The organism is Shewanella algidipiscicola (assembly GCF_003605125.1).
In the GTDB taxonomy this organism is placed as follows: domain Bacteria; phylum Pseudomonadota; class Gammaproteobacteria; order Enterobacterales; family Shewanellaceae; genus Shewanella; species Shewanella algidipiscicola.
On the sequence record NZ_QPQT01000005.1, the window covers coordinates 240383 to 261096 of the forward strand.

Here is a 20714-nt window from a genome sequence, read left to right on the forward strand (position 1 = left end):
CACAACTATTCGTAACTCATCTTAATAGAATGATAATTATCGAGAAATTCATCAGTGCCTAAATACTCTGGCGATACGGGCAAGCCACGTTTGACAAACACATCTAATCGCTCTTCAAGCTCATGACCCGCTCTTAGCTCGCCGGTATAAAAGGCCGCCGAACGCACAAAATCTAAATAGGTCACTCGCTCAGGTAAATAGGGTAAATCGGCCCATCGCTCAACGACTTCCATCACCTCAGGCGAAAAGTCCCAACTTTTCAATACGGCTCGGCCTATCGGTCCCTGCATTTTTCGCACCAAGGCGCGTAATTGATCTATGCTGGTAAACAGATGCGGATTAGCTTCTGCCTCGGTTAATACCGGTAAGGCGCCAATATTATGCACTAAGCTGGCAAGCGTCAGAGTGTCATAATTTAAGCCGCAACCTTTATGCGTCTTAGCATACTTGAGTAGCAGAGCACAGGCGGCTGAAGTCACCTCGATTGACGAGCGCCACACTTCATCCATCACCTCCCAGACCATCTCATTCGTAGAGATAAACAATTGCTCCATAGCAACCGAGGTCGCGATAGACTTTATCTGGGTTAAGCCGATACGGGTTACGGCGCTGTTGATGTTTTCTGCTTTAGTGCCACGGCTATACATAGCACTGTTGGCGACTTTTATCATGCGCGCCGATATCGCCGCATCTTGACCAATAATTTCCGCCACCTGTTTGGGGCTAGAATCAGGCCTAGCAACGACCTCTTGGACGCGCATTGCTACCTCGGGTAAAGTTGGCAGCACTAACGCATCGGCCTTTAACTTTTTTAATAACCCAACCAGTAGTTGATGCTCGCTAGACATACTGACTCCTAAATAAAATATCACTGCTTAATAATGCGCTAGAGTATATCAGGACTGATTGCCAAGCGTGATGGTAAAATGGCTTAGCTAGGGCCTGTTGATCTTTCAAGGTTGTTTTTACAGCGAATTGTTGGGTATTTTGTGGTGTAGTTATTCCACATAAAAAGCTGAGAACGCAGTAGAAATACCCAACAAACGCTGCCCTAAAGGTTTGGCTAAAAACGTTTTACTCTTTGTTAAGTGAATTTTGCTTAGATGACTAGGCTGCAATCCACTCGCCTCGATTAACACGTTTTTGTCTCGAACAACATTCAACCAGCAAAGATCAACAGGCCCTAGACTCAAAGAAGCTAAATATCGCTCAAATTTAAGTAGATAAATTAAGGTCCGTTGCTATTTTAAGCGTAAATATTAGTCAAAGGGTCATCATGCAGCAACACTTATTGGCTGGTAAAAGCCTTAGCCGCAGGTGTAACTCCGCCTATTTTTAACCGACTAACAACAAGCGATCACCGACGATATGGTTCAGCGATAGCCGCTGTGCCCGTAATCAACGCAATATAACACCAAGCACTTAAGAGGCCATTTTGGCAATAATGGATAAAATAGGCTATTACAAGGTAAGTCGCGACCCCACTCCCTAAAACACACCAACTGGGCGTGATAGCCCCCCACAAGAGCAGCAATCATCGTCATCAGGCTACAAGGGCAAGTATGCGGCGTAAAACAGTGAAATAGGAAGCCTATTTATGGCGGCAATGGGCGCTTGACCACAGAATAAACAAGGTTACTATTTGCATAAGACTCCCTCCATTGAGTAAAATGCCGCCCCAAGTTGTTTGCTACCTGTTAATTGAGAGAAATTATGTTTAAACCTGAGCTACTGTCTCCTGCTGGGACCTTAAAAAATATGCGTTACGCGTTTGCCTATGGCGCGGATGCGGTCTACGCCGGCCAGCCTAGATATAGCCTGCGTGTTAGAAACAATGATTTCAAAATGGAAAACCTCGCTACCGGTATTCAAGAAGCCCACGCGTTAGGCAAAAAACTGTACGTGGTAAGCAACATCGCCCCGCACAACACCAAATTGAAAACCTATATCAAAGATATGGAGCCTGTGGTTGCCATGCAACCTGATGCGCTGATCATGTCAGATCCCGGGCTTATCATGATGGTACGTGAAGCGTTTCCCGATCAAGTGGTGCACCTGTCTGTACAAGCCAACGCCATCAACTGGGCCTCGGTTAAGTTTTGGCAACAACAAGGCATTAAGCGGGTGATCTTATCCCGTGAGCTGTCGCTCGATGAGATTGAAGAGATCCGTCAACGCTGCCCCGATATCGAGCTGGAAGTCTTTGTGCACGGCGCCTTGTGCATGGCTTATTCTGGCCGCTGCCTGCTGTCGGGTTACATCAACAAACGCGATCCCAACCAAGGCACTTGCACCAATGCATGTCGTTGGAAATATGACGCCCATGAAGCAGTGCAAACCGAAACCGGTGACATTGTCGCGGTGAACCCAGATGTACAGCTGCACAACCCTACCCTAGGCGCCGGCGCACCAAGCAATGAGGTGGTGTTATTGCAAGAAGCGGGACGCCCTGGTGAATACATGCCCGCCTTTGAAGATGAGCATGGCACCTACATCATGAACTCTAAAGACTTACGTGCCATCCAGCATGTTGAGCGCCTGACCAAAATGGGCATCGACTCGCTTAAAATCGAAGGCCGCACCAAGTCATTTTATTACGTGGCACGTACCGCACAGCTTTATCGCCAAGCGATTGAAGATGCCGCTTCTGGTCGTGAGTTTAACCCAGCACTGATGCACCAACTGGAAGGACTGGCTCACAGGGGATACACCGAAGGCTTCTTGCGTCGCCATGTACATGATGAATACCAAAATTACGACTACGGTTACTCTATCAGTGACACTCAACAATTTGTGGGGGAATTCACTGGCAAACGTAACGATAAAGGCATGGCCGAAGTGGATGTGAAAAACAAATTTTCGGTTGGCGACAGTGTTGAGTTAATGACGCCACAAGGCAATATAAACCTGACCATCGAACATTTAGAAAACCGTAAGGGCGAAGCCGTCGAGGCCGGACTCGGTTCGGGCCACTTTGTGTTTTTACCGGTACCGCAAGAAGTGAATGTCGATAAAGCGATACTAATGCGTAACCTTAATAGCGGACAAAACACCCGCAACCCGCACCAAGCGGTGTAATTGGACCCAGATAATGGCATTACTGATAGACGATAGCTGCATTAACTGCGACATGTGTGAGCCTGAGTGCCCAAACCAAGCGATCACCATGGGCGAGGAGATCTACGAGATAGATCCAGACCTGTGTACCGAATGCGTTGGCCATTATGATAAGCCCACCTGTGTGTCGGTATGCCCTATCGATTGTATCGACCCAGATCCACAACATATTGAGTCTGATGAAGCGCTGTTGCTGAAGTATCACTTGATCACCGGCAAACCGCTAAGCGAGTGATTAACTCACCCCATTAATGACGCAACATTATAAAAAAGCGAAGTGTGACACTTCGCTTTTTTATTAACCGCAGGCTGTGATCAACTGCGATCTTGCAAACATTGATACAAAAGTTGAGCACTTCACTCGCCTATCGCTTGGCTTATCTCAACTTGATTTAGGCTTGAGTTGCCGAAGCTGGCAGGCAGATCTGGATGTTATGCCCAGCGCGCATCGGCTTGACGCTGCAGTTGCTCAAGCAGCGAAGCCAAAGCGGTTAGCCCTTCTCTAGCCAATCTTGGCATAGTGTCAAACTCAATGCTCAATAATAAATTTTTCACCTCAAGTCCCAATTCGGTATCGCCCTCGATAGCCAATTGACGTTGGAAAAATAACGTATCGGGATCTTCTTTGCCGGCGGCAATCAATACCAACTCTTTGCTGCGGCCACTAAATGTCACCTCGGCCTTCGCGGGCGCTCGAACCACAAAGTGTTTATCAAAGCTGACATCAAAACTCAGCTTCATATCAACAATATCGATGTTAACCCAGCGCTGCTGAAGAAAATGCAGCTCATCATCCTCGATTTGCTCCGCCATTAACAAGTTCAACAGCTTTTCTAATATGCGCGCCTTTACGGCAAAAGGCACTATAGTTAACGGCTTGGCCATCACCTGAGGACCAAATTGCAACAGATGTTGAGCGGTATTGGCTAGCACACTTTTTTGCATAGCGTGAATAACTCCTTATGCAAGCGTGATCAACTCGCGTCAACCCCGCTTAATATTAATGATCGATTCGGCTTTCACCCCGAAAGTGAGAGATAATTCAATTTTACCCAGCTTTTATGATCACAAACCTGTTTTACATCAACATATAGGCGGCCATTCCCTTTTACACTGCACACTTTTTAAGAAAGAGGCAGTTATGGAGCTCTTATGCCCTGCGGGGAACTTAGCCGCATTGAAAGTAGCACTCAATGCGGGTGCCGATGCGATTTATGTTGGCCTTAAAGATGATACCAATGCGCGCTCGTTTGCTGGCTTAAACTTTACCCCCAAGAAACTGGTGCAGGCGGTGCAATACACTCATCGCTTGGGAAAGAAGTTATTTTTGACCATCAATACGTTTCCTCAACCGGGGGAAGAACAGCGTTGGTATCAGGCTATCGATATCGCCGCCGATCTTGGCGTCGATGCCTTAATTGTCGCCGATTTATCGCTACTCGATTACGCCCATAGCCGCTATCCTCACCTGCCACTGCATTTATCGGTGCAAGCCAGCGCCACCAATCTTGGCGCCTTAAGCCTCTATAAACGCGAGTTTAATATTGAGCGAGCCGTGTTACCACGAGTGTTATCGATGAAACAGGTACGCGACCTTGCTAAGGTGACGCCAGTAGATCTGGAGGTGTTTGCCTTTGGTAGCTTGTGCATCATGGCCGAAGGGCGTTGCCACCTTTCCTCCTATGTTACTGGACAATCGCCCAACACTGGTGGCTCCTGCTCACCTGCTAACGCGGTGCGCTGGCAAGAGGTTGGTGATCAACGCTTAACGCGCCTAAACGAAGTACTTATTGATAAGTCCAATATTAACGAACAGATGGGCTACCCCGTGGTGTGTAAGGGGCGTTATATCACTGCAGAAAACAAGCAAGCGAGCCATCTCTTAGAATCGCCCACCAGCCTTAATACCCTCAGTTTATTGCCAGAGCTGGCAAAGGCGAACGTGGCCTCTCTTAAAATCGAGGGGCGCCAGCGCAGCCCTGCCTATGTTGAGCAAGTCACTCGTGTTTGGCGTCAGGCTATCGACACCTTTTTACATCATCCCGAGGCCTACACAACCCAAGCTGAGTGGGACAAGGCGTTAGCCAAGGTTTCCGAAGGTCAGGTTACGACACTTGGAGCCTATGAGCGCACTTGGCAGTAGCCAATAACAGGAGAACATATGAACATATCTTTAGGCCCTATTCAATATTGCTGGTCAAAGGCGCAGGTCAGCGCATTTTACCAACAAGTTGCCAGTAGCGACATTGAACTGATCTATTTAGGTGAAACCGTCTGTAGCCGTCGCCGCCAACTGAAATTTAGCGACTACCTTGAGCTAGCTCAGATCCTCAGGGCATCGGGTAAACAGGTGGTACTCTCTACCCTGGCGCTGATTGAAGCCCAATCGGAATTTACAGCCTTAAAGCAGCAAATCGATAACGGCGAGTTTATGGTTGAAGCCAACGATATGGGCGCCGTCGAGGTAGCGAAATCACTCGGACTACCTTTTATCTGCGGGCCAAGTATTAACAACTATAATGCGGCAAGTTTGCAGAAATTAGCCGCGTGGGGGATGCAACGATTTGTTATGCCACTGGAGCTATCGAAGCACTGGCTCGAACGAGTATTAACCGACTTGGCCCCAAGGCAGATAGAGGTGGAAGTCTTTGGTCATGGCTACATGCCACTGGCACACTCGGCACGCTGTTTTACCGCGCGCCAACAGGGATTAACTAAAGACAGCTGCCAAACCATCTGTATTGACTATCCGCAAGGTGTATTGGCGCAAACCCAAGAGTCCCAGCCACTGCTGCGACTTAATGGCATTCAAACTCAATCGGCCAGTTATATTGACTTAAGTGACCAACAACAGGAGATGGAGCGCCTAGGGGTCGACTATTTTAGGGTTTCCCCCAGTAGCTTGGCCTCGATTGACTTAGCGAATAACTTAACCAAAAGCTTAGCCAAAAACTTGGCCACCAAGGGGGACTCTGATGTGAGCCAAGATAACGGCAGTGAAACCAACTTAGCCTGTAATGGATACTGGTTTGGCCAAGCGGGATTTGAACAAGGGCGCTAGTCACGCATAGGGCGTTGTGTCCACACCAAGGCCGCACTCCAACCAAGAAACAGCAGTAACGCTAACCACTCAAGGATGGCGGGCCACCAAAATTCAGGGCGTGGCTCGATCATCATCATCCCATGGTAAAATGCTTGGCCACTATGATTTAAACTACTATCTACTTGTGCTAGGAATACAAACAAGCCAAATACGGCGATACACAACAGGCTCAATACACTGCAACCTTGATAAGCAAAATGTTTAGGGGGATTTCCCGCCAATCTTGCGCCCTGCCATAAATAGCCTAAGTAACAACCGATACTCAACAGTGAGAAATAAAAGAAATATTCAATACCTAAGGTGTGTAAGTGATATACATTTATGGGAAATAACCCCGTGATAGCCAGAGAGAGCATGGCTAAAATCAGCAATAACAGACAAGGATACAGCAATGGACGGTCGCAACGTTGCAGTGAAAATAAACAAAATAACACCAAACTCAAGCTACCAAAAAACAGCCCACCATTAAACACTACCGCTAATTGAGAATGGCCATATTGGCCCAGTTCACTTAATGAAAAATTAAAAAAACTAAAACCATTACCGTTAAAGTCATTAAATCCCAACGACGCCACAAATAAGCTAAGTACATGTAGAATAATGCCCAGCATGCCAAATCTAAATCCCAGTACTGATAGTTTTCGCTGTGATGAATTCATAGTCTGTTGATAATGCAATGCTGTCGTCCTACTAGGTTATATGGAATTGGAATTTTTTGCCGAGCTTTGATGCATATTTTTATTAACAATTTTAGCAACATTACCGCAACAACCATGACGACACTTTATAACCTTAACCGCCGCAACAACACGAATAACCTTATAAAATCGAGGGTAAACGAATATACGTGACATCATCATCGAGTCAATATTTTTTATTAGAGCAAGATCAAAATCTTAGCATTTACTTTACGCGCCACATCTCACTACAAATAGTTTTGTGAGACAGCTAACAAATTGGCGATATGCCTGTTAGAATGCCAATGAATTTTTTATTACGCCACCAACCACTTAGCAGATAATCGACTAACAAAAAGACTGGAGGTGGCGACTTGATGAAGATCTCCCTTACATGACAACATCTAAACATCATCAGCCCTCGGCATCCACACGAGAGGTTAAGCTTAATGATAATGACGAGCTCATTTCGAGCACAGATCCCCGTGGAGTGATCACCTATGTTAATCAAGCCTTCATTAACATATCCGGCTACAGTGAATCTGAGTTACTGGGCCAGCATCACAACTTGGTTCGCCATCCCGATATGCCCGCGGCGGCATTTGCCGATCTTTGGCAAAAATTAAAAGCCGGTCAATCGTGGCGTGGAATGGTAAAAAATCGTTGTAAAGATGGTTCATTTTATTGGGTCGATGCCTTTGTATCACCTATGTATGAGCAAGGTAAACTCATTGGTTATCAGTCTGTACGAGTTAAACCCGATGCCAAAAAAATCAATAATGCTCAGACCTTATATCGACAAATAAACCAAGGTAAAACGATAAAAGATCCACTGTCATTAATGCAAAAGCGCATCATATCAGCAGTCGTGACTACCCTAGGCCTCGCATTAGCCGGTTATATTTTAGGTTGGCAGACGATTTTAGTTGGATTGGCGCTAATCGGCTTGAATTTAATCATATTTTACGATGAGGCCTTTAGGATCCCTGCCCAGTTAATGGCAATGAAACAAGAGTATGACTCTGTCAGTCGCTTTGTCTATTGCGGTAAAGACTCCTCCTCCTTGCTTAAATTCCAGATATTAATGAAAGATGCCAAGATGCAAGGGGTATTGGGGAAAAACCAGGACAGCGCCGATAAGATCACCGATATCACAAATCAACTGATTGTTGCAGTTAACCAAACCCACAGCGGTATCGATAAAGAACATCAAGAAATTGAGCAGATGGCCAGCGCCATGGAGGAGATGGGAGCAACACTCAATGAAGTGGTGAGTAATATCCAATCGACATCAAATCATATCGACGACACTTACCAAATTTGTCACGATAACCGTAGCAAAATGCAGCAGAACAGCCAGGATATCGACTCGCTCACCCAGAACGTTACCCATGTGGCACAAAATACGCAACTGTTACACCAAGAAGCCCAACAGGTGGCCAATGCCATGGGTGAAATTGATGCTATCGCCGAACAAACCAATTTACTCGCACTCAATGCCGCCATTGAAGCCGCAAGAGCGGGCGAGCAGGGACGCGGCTTTGCTGTGGTGGCCGACGAAGTTAGGGCACTGTCGAGCCGCACTCAGGTATCCACCACCAGCATATCCCAAAGCGTCGACAAAATGTTTAAGATGCTCAGCGACTGGAGCGAAGAGATGCGCCAAAGCCAGCGCTTGGCAGAACACTGCGCCCAGCAAACTGAGTCCTCGGCGATAAAACTCGATGAGCTCTACACATCAATCAGCAGTATCCATGAATTTGCCCAGCACAATGCCGTCGCGGCTCAACAACAGATGCAAGTGGTACAAGAACTTAATCAAGGAATTAACCAGATCACTCTGGCATCGAATAATAATTTAGATGCGTTAACCAGCGTTGAAGACTCAATTTCTGAACTAAAAATTAACGCGGATAAAGCCAAGAGCTTAAGACAAACCTTCGGGTAACCTAAGGTCGACAATGGACATGCGCTTGTGTACTGGCATCTGGTTTGATGCATTACAAATGTCAATAACAAGCAAATCTAGATTGAGCCGCAGGCCCTGCCACGGCTCAATCTATTTGGCCTATGCCACTGTTCTTCGCCACATGCCTCTCCCCTAATCTACCACTTAACTCGATACTGACCCCAGATCTCCCCAATGCTGCAATCAGGCCATATATGCCCGCTGCTAATCGTCCGCTAAAAGCGGCAGACTGATTGACTCGCTCAGCCTCAGATTATTGGGGAAACCAGATCCAGCACAAGCCTGCATTTCTCCCACACGCTAACACTAGGCGCGAATTACAACACTTTTCGTGGCACAAGCGATATAAAACCAAGCGATAACATCACCTTAATCATTATTTAACCAAAAAGTACATGGTGCAAATACGACTTTTTTGAGTACAATATAAATAGTCATAAAGTGCAAATAACTATGCTACTGCAGTTAGTCACAAGATTGCGCATTAAATGGTTTTACATCACTGGACTTAGGCGGTAATCTCCGTCGATTAGATGAATGGATATTCATTATAAATTACATTATGGATTCAATATTTAATTCTTGCCGTTGTACAGACAGCGTAATTTAAGGCAAAAAAGTGGCTAAAAAACAAAAAACTAACATAAAAACGTTACTTACATTTCTCATCCCTTCGCTGATCGGCTTGTTACTGTTTATGACACCGATTAGCTATCAAGATGCGATCACCATTCCTATCGCTATCGTATCAAAAGGATTACAAAGCTTATTGGGCGATGCGCTAACTGGCATAGTGACCTTTATCGTGGTCATTACCGCTATCGCGACGCTCATCTGCAAATTGCTCAAACCTAATGTTTTAAAACAGCATCACTTTATCAATGCATTACTTAACGTAAACCCTATGTGGGCTATCGTTCGCATCATTGGTGCAGTCTTCATTGTATTGACCTACATGGGCATAGGTCCTGAAGCTATCCGCTCAGGGAATACGGGCGCCTTAGTACTGAATGACCTGCTACCCGTATTATTTTGCGTATTTATTTTTGCCGGCATGTTATTGCCTTTACTACTTAACTTCGGCTTACTGGAGCTATTTGGCACCTTATTAACCAAAATTATGCGCCCCGTATTTAACTTGCCAGGTCGCAGCGCCATTGATTGTATGGCCTCTTGGCTTGGCGATGGCAGTGTCGGCATTTTAATGACCAGTAAACAATATGAAGCCCGCCTTTATACTCAACGCGAAGCGGCTGTGATCGGCACCACCTTCTCGGCGGTTTCAATCACCTTCTCTTTAGTGGTAATTTCGCAAGTAAAATTAGAGCATCTGTTTGCACCATTTTACTTAACCGTATGTTTGGCTGGTATTGTAGCGGCGGTTATCGTGCCTAAATTACCACCACTGAGTTGGAAAAAAGATCACTATATTGACGATACACCACGTCATCCTGACGATGAAGTCGTGCCACACGGTAAGGGCGTTTTCGCTTGGAGTTTTGAGCAAGCGATGGCTAAAGCGGCACATGCGCAAGGCGTATCGCACACCCTAAAAGATGGCCTAAAAAATGTCATCGATATGGTGTTTGGCGTGCTCCCTGTTGTCATGGCTATCGGGACCATAGCATTGATGATCGCCGAATATACACCGCTGTTCGACTACCTTGGCATGCCATTTATCCCACTGCTAGAGTTACTGCAAATTCCAGACGCAGGCGAGGCGTCTAAAACCATTATGGTTGGCTTTGCGGATATGTTTATCCCCTCGATTTTAGCCAGTTCAATCGAATCTGACATGACACGTTTTATTATCGCCGCCCTGTCGGTCACCCAGCTTATCTATATGAGTGAAGTGGGTGCCTTGTTGATAGGCAGTAAGATCCCGGTCAACATTGTCGAGTTGTTTGTGGTGTTTATTTTAAGAACACTGGTTACCCTACCTGTTATTGCCGGTGTTGCACATCTTATCTTCTAAGGCATTCGACACATAAAGACCTAACATCAGCCTAGGACCGCCTGGGCTGATTTATCCCCCGCTCAATAACACAGCTGCAATCGTGGCCCTTCATCCAAAGCCATACCACCATATAGCCCAGTAGTCATTGCCCTACCGTCATCGTTAAAAATACCGCGCGATGGTTAGGGCCTGTTCTCAATGATGAGCTCATCAATAGCCTAAGCAAACATGTTGATTTGTTGAAATGTTAATTGTCTGTTATAAATAGCGTAAACATAAGGAAATAGACTATGAGCGTCACTGTTGCCGACATTATGAGCACCCGAGTCGTCACTATCGACATGGATGATCGACTCACCATAGTCAAAGAGATTTTTGACAGTGCGCCGTTTCACCATCTCTTGGTGGTTGAAAACGATAAGCTGCAAGGGGTGTTATCTGAGCGAGATTACCTGCGCACATTGAGCCCGCATATTGGCGCGATCAACGAAACCGAGCGCGATGTTGAAACGTTGCAGCGCCGAGCTCATCAGGTCATGACACGCAACCCCATCACTACCTCCCCCGAGTGCTCCTTACATGCGGCTTCTCGGTTATTGCTGCTGCACAATATTGGCTCACTGCCGGTGTTAGCACAGGGTCAGATTGTCGGTATTGTCACCTGGAAAGATCTACTACGCGCTTACAGCCAATAAAAAAGACGAAAGGATATTTCGTCTTTTTGAGTGACATCTTTTTTATGTACTGAGGGGACACCCAGCTACATCTGCATGTTTGACAGATTTTGGTATCTACAAAGGTTTAAATCGCCCAGCCACCGAGATAGAAAACCACTAAACCGATAGTGATCGCTAACACACCCGGTTTGATGGCACGCCATTCGCCGCTGCACAATCTGCCAATCACTAACGTGACAAAGCCCAGCATGATCCCAGTAACAATGTTACAACTTAAAATGATAAATACCGCACAGGTTAACCCAGCCATGGCATCGACTTTATCGTCAAAATTAAGCTTGGTCACATTGCTCAACATCAACAATCCCACATACATCAATGCAGGTGCAGTGGCGTAGGCTGGCACTAAATAACTTAGCGGCGCCAGGAACATCATCAGTAAGAAGAGTACACCAACAATGGTCGCTGTCAGGCCAGTTTTACCACCTGCGGCGGTTCCTGCGGCCGATTCAATATACACTGCAGCAGGCGCGCCGCCCACTGCACCGGCAAAGATACTGCTTACCGAGTCAGAGGTCAGCGCCTTACCGCCACCGACAATATTATCGTCTTTATCGAGTAATTCGGCTTGCCCCGCCACCGCACGGATAGTCCCAGTGGCATCAAAAATGGCCGTCATCACTAACGCCAACACAATAGGTAACACGACTGGATTTAACGCCCCCATAATATCGAGCTGACCAATTAATGATTTGTCAGACATCAGATCAGGTAAGGCAAACAAGCCTTGATAGGTCACCGAAGGGTCAAACAAGAGACCAAATACCGACAGGGCGATAATCACCAACAAAATTCCACCGGGCACACCGCGGCGCTCAAGGCCGATGGTGGCCGCCAAGCCGATAATGGTGGCAAGCACAGGTAAGCTATGAATATCGCCTAACTTCACCGGTAAACCCGCATCGTTGGCGACAATAAGCTGGACACTGTTGGTGGCAATAAGCAGGAGGAATAAGCCGATACCAATACCCGTACCGTGAGCAATGCCTTTAGGCAGGTTGGTGAGTACCCACTGACGAACCCCAGTCACACTCACTAGCGTAAACACTATCCCCATTAAAAAGATGGCGCCTAACGTAACCGGAATCGAGATCCCTTGGCCCAACACCATGCTAAACGCGGTGAAGGCGGTCAACGAGATAGCGCAGCCAATCGCCATCGGCAGGTTAGCCCACAGCCCCATTAACAATGAGCCAAATGCAGCGATTAAACAGGTCGCAACAAAGACCGCGCCGGCATCAAAGCCTGCGCTGCCGAGCATATTAGGCACCACAATGACCGAGTAAACCATGGCCAAGAAGGTGGTAAATCCGGCTATCACTTCTTGCTTTACGTTACTGCCACGGGCAGAAATAGCAAAAAAACGATCTAACATCGAACCTGTAGGTACAGCAGGGGTATCGAGAGCCTGTTCAGACTTCATAATTATTTACCTTTATTGTTCTCTTAGTTTTACAAGGTTATGGCAGTGAGGATCCCGCTCAACACTATCGGGTTAGAGAACCACCGAGTACTTGTGACGTACCTTACGTGCGCTGCAGGCTTACACATTGAATGCAAAGCCAAGAGGTGCTCGGTTAACCGAACGCTCACATAACCTAGGTTGGCGCGAATTTTACAGGAAAGCTGACGCGATAAACTAGCGTAAATTAACAAATCATGAGATCTTTTTATTTTCGGCTAATTGCCCCACCCACGGCGGAATTAGCAGGATATTAAGCACACGTCGCACCTGCGATGACACTCGTTCAATACGTGGATGACTCATTTTAAATCATAACCTTATACTTGATTACACCTAACTCTTCATATCAGCAGAATTGATTTTCATATTTTTTCATAAGTTGTCGATATTCGTTCATCCTAGGTGTGACAGCCATTAACAACCCTCCTCTAATATTGTAGCCATAGACAAAGATCACCACTAAGAGAGCAGATCATGGCAGAACAAGATTTAGCGACTAAACCCAGTCAGGTGAAATCCAAAGAGCTTAAGGCGCTGGGCTTCATCATTTTTTTACTGTTTCCCATTTTAACGATTAGCGGCATAGGGGCTTATGGCTTTGTCATTTGGATGATCCAAGCGTTTGGCGGCATCGTCTCTCACTAAGTTAAATAATTACCTGATCTATTTTTTAAGGATGCTGTTATGAAGTGGTTTATTACTATCTGGCGCACGCTCAACAAGCCCGCCAAGTACCTCACCTTAGGTACCATCAGTTTGTCTGCCTTTCTCATGGGCATTATTTTCTGGGGTGGTTTTAATACCGCACTGGAAATGACCAATACCGAAGCGTTTTGCATTAGCTGTCACAGCATGGAAAGCAAGCCATACCAAGAGCTACAACAAACGGTGCATTGGTCAAATCACTCTGGGGTGCGAGCCACCTGCCCTGACTGCCATGTGCCACACAACTGGACGCGTAAAATTGCCCGTAAGATGGAAGCCTCTCACGATGTCTGGGGCTGGTTGCTACAAACGGTCAACACAGATGAAAAATTTGAAGCTAAACGGCTTGAAATGGCTAGCCGCGAATGGAAACGATTCGATCGCGACGACTCGTTAGCCTGTAAAAATTGCCACGACTATGCCTCAATGAAATGGGAAAGCATGTCAAAACTGGCGCAAAAACAGATGAAACGCGCCGCTGAAATCGATCAAAGCTGTGTTGATTGCCATAAAGGTATTGCTCACAAACTGCCTGATATGGGTACCTCTCGCGCACCTGAACTCATCGCTCAAGTGGGTTCTGGCGAGAGCAGCCTACAAGTGGGTGGCACCTATTTCACCGCGCTCACCAAACCGCTCTACTTTAATGACACCACAGATGTCGAAGCCGGCACGCTCAACATCGCCACTAAAGTGACGGTACTCGAAACCCAAGGCGACCGCGTTAAAGTCGGCATCGATGGCTGGCGTAAAAAAGTGGGTGCTGGCCGGGTGATCTACTACGATTTTGGTCTCAATATCTTGTCGGCACAACTGTCAAAAGAAGCTGCCCTGGAAGAGGGGGTCATGGAAATTTTCGAGCAGAAAGAAGATCCAATGACCGGTCTACAGTGGCAACGAGTCGAGGCCAAGATTTGGACCGAGAAAGATTTCCTCGTCAAAGATTTACAACCCCTATGGGACTATGCACGTGAGACTTATTCCACCAGTTGTAGCGTCTGTCATACCCAACCTAGCGAAGCACATTTCGACGCCAACACTTGGCCCGGCATGTTCCAAGGCATGATAGCGTTCGTCAACATGGACCAAGACACTCAAGCGTTAGTGCAAAAATACTTGCAAGAACATTCATCTACTTTCGATAAGTCGGCGCACTAAAAAGGATATCAACATGAACAGAAGAGATTTTCTTAAGGGCCTTGCAGCCACCTCTTATGTGACCCTCAGTGGTGCGTCAGTATTGGCCCCCCTTAATGCCCTCGCCAGCACAGGCGCCAACGCCAATGATGGCTGGTTAACAACCGGGTCGCACTTTGGTGCATTTAAGATGAAACGTAAAAATGGCGTTATCGATCAGGTGATCCCATTTGACCGAGACCAATATCCAACCGATATGATTAACGGTATTAAAGGCTTGGTCTACAATCCATCTCGAGTTCGTTACCCTATGGTGCGCTTAGACTTTTTGCTTAACGGCCACAAGAGTGACACCAGCCAACGTGGTGATTTTCGCTTTGTACGTGTGACCTGGGATAAGGCCTTGTCACTGTTTAAAGATTCACTCGATGAAGTGCAAACTAAATATGGTCCCTCAGGCCTACACGCTGGCCAAACGGGCTGGCGCGCCACAGGCCAACTGCACTCTTGTACCAGCCATATGCAACGCGCTGTGGGCATGCACGGTAACTTCATCAAAAAAATCGGTGACTACTCAACCGGAGCCGGTCAAACCATCATGCCTTATGTGCTCGGCTCGACCGAGGTTTATGCTCAGGGCACCTCATGGCCATTGATCCTGCAAGAGTCCAACACCATTATTTTATGGTCAAATGATCCCTATAAAAACCTACAGGTCGGCTGGAACGCCGAGACTCATGAGTCATTTGCTTACCTTGCGCAACTTAAAGAAAAAGTGAAACAAGGCAAGATCCGAGTGATCAGCATAGATCCTGTGGTCACCAAAACCCAAAAATACTTGGGTTGTGAACAGCTATATGTCAATCCGCAGACCGATGTCGCCTTAATGCTGGGGATCGCCCACGAAATGGTGAGCCAAAACTTGCATGATAAATCGTTTATCGAAGGCTATAGCTTAGGGTTCGATCAATTCCTTCCCTATCTTATGGGTGAGTCTGACGGTGTACCAAAAACCCCCGAGTGGGCCAGTAAGATCTGCGGTGTTAGCCAAGAGATCATCCGCGATCTTGCCAAGGTGATGACCGCAGGACGCACCCAAATCATGATGGGCTGGTGTATTCAGCGCCAACAACATGGCGAGCAGCCCTATTGGATGGCCGCCGTACTCGCCACTATGATAGGCCAAATTGGCTTACCGGGCGGTGGCATCAGCTATGGTCATCACTATTCGGGTATTGGTGTGCCGTCATCGGGAGCCGCAGCGCCGGGCGCGTTTCCGCGTAACCTCGATGAAGGCCAAAAGCCGTTATTTGATAACAATGACTTTAAGGGCGCCAGTAGCACTATTCCGGTCGCACGCTGGATTGATGCCATCTTAGAGCCAGGCAAAACCATTGAAGCCAATGGTTCTAAAGTCACCTATCCAGACATTAAGATGATGGTGTTCTCCGGTAACAACCCTTGGAATCACCACCAAGATCGCAACCGCATGAAACGCGCATTTCACAAACTCGAATGTGTCGTCACCATAGATACCAACTGGACAGCCACTTGCCGCTTCTCTGATATCGTGCTGCCAGCCTGTACCACCTTTGAGCGCAACGATCTGGATGTGTATGGCAGTTATGCCAACCGTGGGATCTTGGCAATGCAAAAGATGGTTGAACCACTGTATGAAAGCTTGTCTGATTTTGAGATATTCACCCGCTTTGCCACCTTGATGGGCAAAGGAGAGCAATACACTCGTGGCATGAGTGAGTTTGACTGGCTCAAAAAACTGTATAACGACTGTAAAGCCGATAACGACGGCAATTTTGCCATGCCTGACTTTGATACCTTCTGGCAGCAAGGTTATGTCCACTTTGGCGAGGGCGAGCCATGGACACGTCACGCCGACTTTAGAGATGACCCTGAAATCAACCCGCTGGGGACGCCATCAGGCTTAATTGAAATTTTCAGTCGTAAAATAGCGCAATTTAATTACGATGATTGCCCCGGTCACCCCACATGGATAGAAAAAACAGAGCGCAGCCATGGGGGCCCAGGTTCAGATAAACACCCGATTTGGCTGCAATCTTGCCACCCAGACCATCGCCTGCATTCACAGATGTGCGAATCAGAACAATACCGGGCCACGTATACGGTTCAAGGCCGTGAGCCTGTGTTCCTTAATCCGCTCGACGCTAAGCAGCGCGGCATTAAAGATGGGGATATCGTGCGGGTATTTAATGACCGTGGCCAACTGCTTGCCGGTGCGGTGGTGTCTAACCGCTTCCCTCAAGGCATAGTGCGCATCCAAGAAGGCGCTTGGTATGGCCCTGTCGGTAAAGATGGTAGCAAGCAAGGAGGCAACGAAATTGGTGCATTGTGCAGCTATGGCGATCCTAATACCTTGACTCAGGATATCGGAACCTCAAAATTGGCCCAAGCCTGTTCGGCCTACACCTGTTTGGTCGAATTTGAGCGTTATCAAGGTAAAGTGCCTGAGGTCAGCTCATTTAGCGGCCCTATCGAAACGCTGATTTAGGTAATGGCCAACGCCAAGGAGACAGACAATGAGTCACAGTAACGCACACGACAATAGCATTAACCAAGGTAGAGCCATGGTCTACCGCTTACTGTCGGCATTATTTGCTAAAGAAGTCGACCAGCCGTTATTGCATGAGCTGACCAGTGCGCAAGCGCAAGCTTTCTTGGCACAACTGGCAAGCGACCCGCTTTTGGGCACTGATGTGGCTAAGATCAACGCGGTATTGCTAGGCTTAACCACAGATAAAGCGCTGCTAGAACTGGCTGCCGACTATTGTGGCCTGTTTTTAGTCGGAACCAAACACAGCGCTAGCCCGTACGCCAGCCTGTATATGGCCAGCAATAAACAAGATGGTGATGAAGTGCTGCTATTTGGTGAGCAACATCAACAAATGCTCGACCATTTAGAACAGAGTCAGTTACAGGTTCAGAGTGAATTTCCTGAGCCTGCCGATCATCTAGCGGTGATTTTGGCCTATGTAGCCCATCAAGCCAATCGGGTCAATAGCGCCACACAACTGGCGTTTATCAACGATTATCTTAACAGTTGGTTGGCGACATTTAGCGATAAAGTGGGTCAGTGTGATAATGGTCAGTTTTATACCGCGCTCGCCAACTTAACCACCCATTGGGTTAAGAGCGACTGTGAAACGCTCGCCGCATCACAATCGCATTAATAATTTGGTACTACACGAATAAAAGCGCCGCTTCTGCGGCGCTTTTTTATAGGTACTGTTCAGCCGCGCCCACGGCGCTTAGCGCGGCGTTTTTGCGCTGATTTCCCCAGCTTACCCGCCAACGGCGCCATTTTGGTCAAGTCAGGCTCAAACCCTGGTAACCACTGCTGCGGCAAACGCTTATCCAATAGGGCTTCGACCTCTTCGAGCAGCAAGGCGTCCTCTTCGCTATACAGGGTAACGGCCAGCCCTTTTTGTCCGGCTCGCCCAGTGCGACCAATGCGATGCACATAATCTTGCGCCACAAACGGCAACTCATAATTGACCACATAATCGAGCGAGGGAATATCGATACCACGAGCCGCCACATCGGTTGCTACCAACACGTTAATGTCGCCAGCCTTAAAAGCTTGCAGCACTTGCTCTCGCCCCCCTTGCGTCAATGAACCATGCAACACCTTAGCCGCGATACCTGCATCGTTCAGGCGTTGAACTAACTTATCGGCAGCGACCTTTTTACGACTAAACACCAAGACCCGCTGCCACTGACCTTGACGAATAAGATGGCTGAGTACAGCAAACTTATTATCACTATCGACGGCATAAACCCGCTGTTCAATGTCGCGCGCGGAGCTGTGAGGCGAATCGACCTCGATACGTTTTGGGCTGCGCAATAAATTGCGACTAAAGCGCAGTACGCTATCGTCAAGGGTGGCTGAAAATAACAAGGTCTGACGGCGGGGCGGCAGCTGCGCCATCACGGCATTTATCTCATCCATAAAGCCCATATCTAACATGCGGTCTGCTTCATCAAAGACCAGATATGAGACCGAGTCTAAATTTAATCCGCCGCGGCGAAGGTGATCGAGTAATCGTCCAGGGGTTGCGACTAACAGGTCAACACCTTGGTTTAATTGGCTTTGCTGCGCATCTATGCTGACCCCACCATACACTACAGCGCTGCGCAGCGATGTCATCTGCGCAAGCGCTTGTACACTCGCTTGCACCTGCAGTGCCAACTCCCGTGTTGGGACTAAAATGAGCGCCTTAATCGCCACAGGTGAATGAGTCGCCTCATCCTGCTGCGCCAGCAGTTGTTGCAAGATAGGCAACACAAATGCGGCGGTTTTCCCTGTGCCGGTTTGCGCCGAGGCGAGTATGTCGTGATGCGCTAAAATGGCTGGAATGGCGGCGGCCTGAATCGCCGTTGGCTGCGTAAAGTCCATGTGTGACAGCGCACTGAGTAATGATGAATGTAAGCCTAATTGAGCAAATTGCATGCAAATTAACCTGTTGCTTGCAGATACAAGCGTAAAAACAATAAGTAACGAGTAAGAGACAATCAATAAGCGCCAAGTTTACCAGATTTACGCCAGTTGTAAGCCACCTAACCCGTTAAGACTGACGCTACGCTAGCACTGTGTTAATTTGTACTGACTCATACACGAACTGACACTTTTAGATTTTTAACGTGACCTTATCTAACATTGAAGCATTTCTTGATTAATGTCTGAAAGGAACGATAAGCAGACGGTCGCTCTAACTCGTTTTTGGACAAAAGTGTGCTTGCCTTCGAATGAAGGTGTTGGCTTTTTTGGGCTTGTAACATTTAGTCGAGTTAGTTTTTATTGATTGATGGTAGCGTTAACCTTCATGGCAACCCATTGCCTGCAGCATGCCTTTTGTGCAAGTGCTTCTGTGACACGCCGCACCTACACCGGCTTATCTATCTCTTCGATTTACCCGTAATTGGTATCCACAGAACCGTTAAAAGCAAAATCGTTTTTGGACAAAAGTATCTTGACCTTCGAATCAAGGTGTTGGCTTTTTTGGGCTTGTAACATTTAGTCGAGTTAGTTTTTATTGATTGATGGTAGCGTTAACCTTCATGGCAACCAATTGCCTGCAGCATGCCTTTCGTGCAGGTCCTTCTGTGACACGCCGCAAGTACAATCCCTGTAGGCTCTGCCGTGACATCCCTGTCACGGAAGGTCACAGCCGCACCTACACCGACTTATCTATCTCTTCGATTTAGCCGTAATTAGTATCCACATAGCCGTTAAAAGCAAAATTATTTTTGGACAAAAGTGTGTTGGCCTTCGAATGAAGGTGTTGGCTTTTTTTGGGCTTGTAACATTTAGTCGAGTTAGGTTTTATTGATTGATGGTAGCGTTAACCTTCATGGCAACCCATTGCCTGCAGCATGCCTTTTGTGCAGGTACTTCCTCGGCACCGCTGTAAACCCATCCTTGGGCGCTCTGCGATTTCATCCCTGAAATCGAAGGCCTCAGCCGCACCTACACCCGAGTTCTTAATCTCTTCGATTTGACCTTACTAGTGTCACTCGGACAATCAAAAGCTAACTCTGTTTTGGACAAAAGTGAGCTAGATTTCTAGCTCTAATTCGTGAGTTTCAGATTAAAATTTCTATGGATTAACATCTAAAGGAGGTGCGCCGTAGATGTCATCTGGATTTTTTGTTAGTTTTTTACCTAGACGCCTAGATTTAAGGTTGTCTCGTACAGTGTTAAGCATTTCTCGCTTAGATTCTGTTACCCATGATTCTTGAGAAGAGTCATATTTGAGAAAATAATCTGTGAGGCCACCCTTTATTAATGTGAATTGATCTCTGTAATTATCA

The 20714-nt window shown here is 47.1% G+C and carries 16 protein-coding genes; 11 read left to right on the top strand and 5 right to left on the bottom strand.

The window, feature by feature from the left end; all coding sequences use genetic code 11:
- Nucleotides 1-5 precede the first annotated feature (5 nt).
- Nucleotides 6-848: an HDOD domain-containing protein gene (locus DVO77_RS07390; RefSeq protein ID WP_119977879.1), complete on the bottom strand. Its 843-nt coding sequence runs from the start codon at nucleotides 846-848 to the stop codon at nucleotides 6-8.
- Nucleotides 849-1713: 865 nt separating this feature from the next.
- Between DVO77_RS07390 and trhP the strand changes: the two genes are divergently transcribed.
- Both trhP and DVO77_RS07405 read left to right on the top strand, forming a co-directional pair.
- Nucleotides 1714-3078, top strand: coding sequence for a prephenate-dependent tRNA uridine(34) hydroxylase TrhP (gene trhP, locus DVO77_RS07400; RefSeq protein ID WP_119977880.1), 1365 nt, complete (start codon nucleotides 1714-1716; stop codon nucleotides 3076-3078).
- Nucleotides 3079-3091: 13 nt separating this feature from the next.
- The gene (locus DVO77_RS07405) at nucleotides 3092-3352 is read left to right on the top strand and encodes a YfhL family 4Fe-4S dicluster ferredoxin (protein WP_110458198.1); all 261 of its coding nucleotides are present in this window, start codon (nucleotides 3092-3094) and stop codon (nucleotides 3350-3352) included.
- Nucleotides 3353-3549: 197 nt separating this feature from the next.
- On the opposite strand, the gene ubiT is transcribed toward DVO77_RS07405, so the two are convergent.
- Nucleotides 3550-4062, bottom strand: a complete 513-nt coding sequence (gene ubiT, locus DVO77_RS07410; protein ID WP_119977881.1) for a ubiquinone anaerobic biosynthesis accessory factor UbiT — start codon at nucleotides 4060-4062, stop codon at nucleotides 3550-3552.
- A gap of 196 nt (nucleotides 4063-4258) precedes the next feature.
- Between ubiT and ubiU the strand changes: the two genes are divergently transcribed.
- Nucleotides 4259-5260: a ubiquinone anaerobic biosynthesis protein UbiU gene (ubiU, locus tag DVO77_RS07415; protein ID WP_119977882.1), complete on the top strand. Its 1002-nt coding sequence runs from the start codon at nucleotides 4259-4261 to the stop codon at nucleotides 5258-5260.
- An 18-nt stretch (nucleotides 5261-5278) separates the two neighbouring features.
- Complete coding sequence (locus DVO77_RS07420) at nucleotides 5279-6178, top strand: U32 family peptidase (protein ID WP_119977883.1); 900 nt, start codon at nucleotides 5279-5281, stop codon at nucleotides 6176-6178.
- Here the strand turns inward: DVO77_RS07420 and DVO77_RS07425 are convergent.
- Nucleotides 6175-6879 carry a DUF998 domain-containing protein gene (locus tag DVO77_RS07425; protein WP_119977884.1) on the bottom strand — a complete coding sequence of 235 codons (705 nt, stop codon included), beginning with the start codon at nucleotides 6877-6879 and terminating at the stop codon, nucleotides 6175-6177. The genes DVO77_RS07420 and DVO77_RS07425 overlap by 4 nt on opposite strands.
- A 412-nt stretch (nucleotides 6880-7291) precedes the next feature.
- Here DVO77_RS07425 and DVO77_RS07430 point away from each other — a divergent pair, with 412 nt between their 5' ends.
- The 3 genes from DVO77_RS07430 (at nucleotide 7292) to DVO77_RS07440 (ending at nucleotide 11518) form a co-directional block, all read left to right on the top strand.
- Nucleotides 7292-8845 carry a methyl-accepting chemotaxis protein gene (locus DVO77_RS07430; RefSeq protein WP_119977885.1) on the top strand — a complete coding sequence of 518 codons (1554 nt, stop codon included), beginning with the start codon at nucleotides 7292-7294 and terminating at the stop codon, nucleotides 8843-8845.
- 718 nt (nucleotides 8846-9563) lie between these two features.
- Nucleotides 9564-10841 carry a YjiH family protein gene (locus tag DVO77_RS07435; protein WP_119977911.1) on the top strand — a complete coding sequence of 426 codons (1278 nt, stop codon included), beginning with the start codon at nucleotides 9564-9566 and terminating at the stop codon, nucleotides 10839-10841.
- Between the two features lie 272 nt (nucleotides 10842-11113).
- Nucleotides 11114-11518: a CBS domain-containing protein gene (locus DVO77_RS07440; protein WP_119977886.1), complete on the top strand. Its 405-nt coding sequence runs from the start codon at nucleotides 11114-11116 to the stop codon at nucleotides 11516-11518.
- A gap of 106 nt (nucleotides 11519-11624) precedes the next feature.
- On the opposite strand, the gene DVO77_RS07445 is transcribed toward DVO77_RS07440, so the two are convergent.
- Nucleotides 11625-12983, bottom strand: coding sequence for an NCS2 family permease (locus DVO77_RS07445; RefSeq protein ID WP_119977887.1), 1359 nt, complete (start codon nucleotides 12981-12983; stop codon nucleotides 11625-11627).
- A 516-nt stretch (nucleotides 12984-13499) separates the two neighbouring features.
- On the opposite strand from DVO77_RS07445, the gene torE reads away from it, so the two are divergent.
- From torE to torD, 4 genes are read left to right on the top strand one after another with little or no spacing between them, the layout of a single operon-like run.
- Entirely contained in the window at nucleotides 13500-13670 is a 171-nt protein-coding gene (gene torE / locus DVO77_RS07450; RefSeq protein WP_110458206.1) for a trimethylamine N-oxide reductase system protein TorE, read from the top strand.
- A 39-nt stretch (nucleotides 13671-13709) separates the two neighbouring features.
- Nucleotides 13710-14888: a pentaheme c-type cytochrome TorC gene (gene torC / locus DVO77_RS07455; protein ID WP_119977888.1), complete on the top strand. Its 1179-nt coding sequence runs from the start codon at nucleotides 13710-13712 to the stop codon at nucleotides 14886-14888.
- A gap of 13 nt (nucleotides 14889-14901) precedes the next feature.
- Entirely contained in the window at nucleotides 14902-17394 is a 2493-nt protein-coding gene (torA, locus tag DVO77_RS07460; RefSeq protein WP_119977889.1) for a trimethylamine-N-oxide reductase TorA, read from the top strand.
- 28 nt (nucleotides 17395-17422) lie between these two features.
- A complete protein-coding gene (gene torD / locus DVO77_RS07465) occupies nucleotides 17423-18073 on the top strand; it encodes a molecular chaperone TorD (RefSeq protein ID WP_119977890.1) in 651 nt (216 codons plus the stop codon).
- 59 nt (nucleotides 18074-18132) lie between these two features.
- Here the strand turns inward: torD and DVO77_RS07470 are convergent, their stop codons facing one another.
- A complete protein-coding gene (locus DVO77_RS07470) occupies nucleotides 18133-19353 on the bottom strand; it encodes a DEAD/DEAH box helicase (protein ID WP_119977891.1) in 1221 nt (406 codons plus the stop codon).
- Between the last annotated feature and the right edge of the window lie 1361 nt (nucleotides 19354-20714).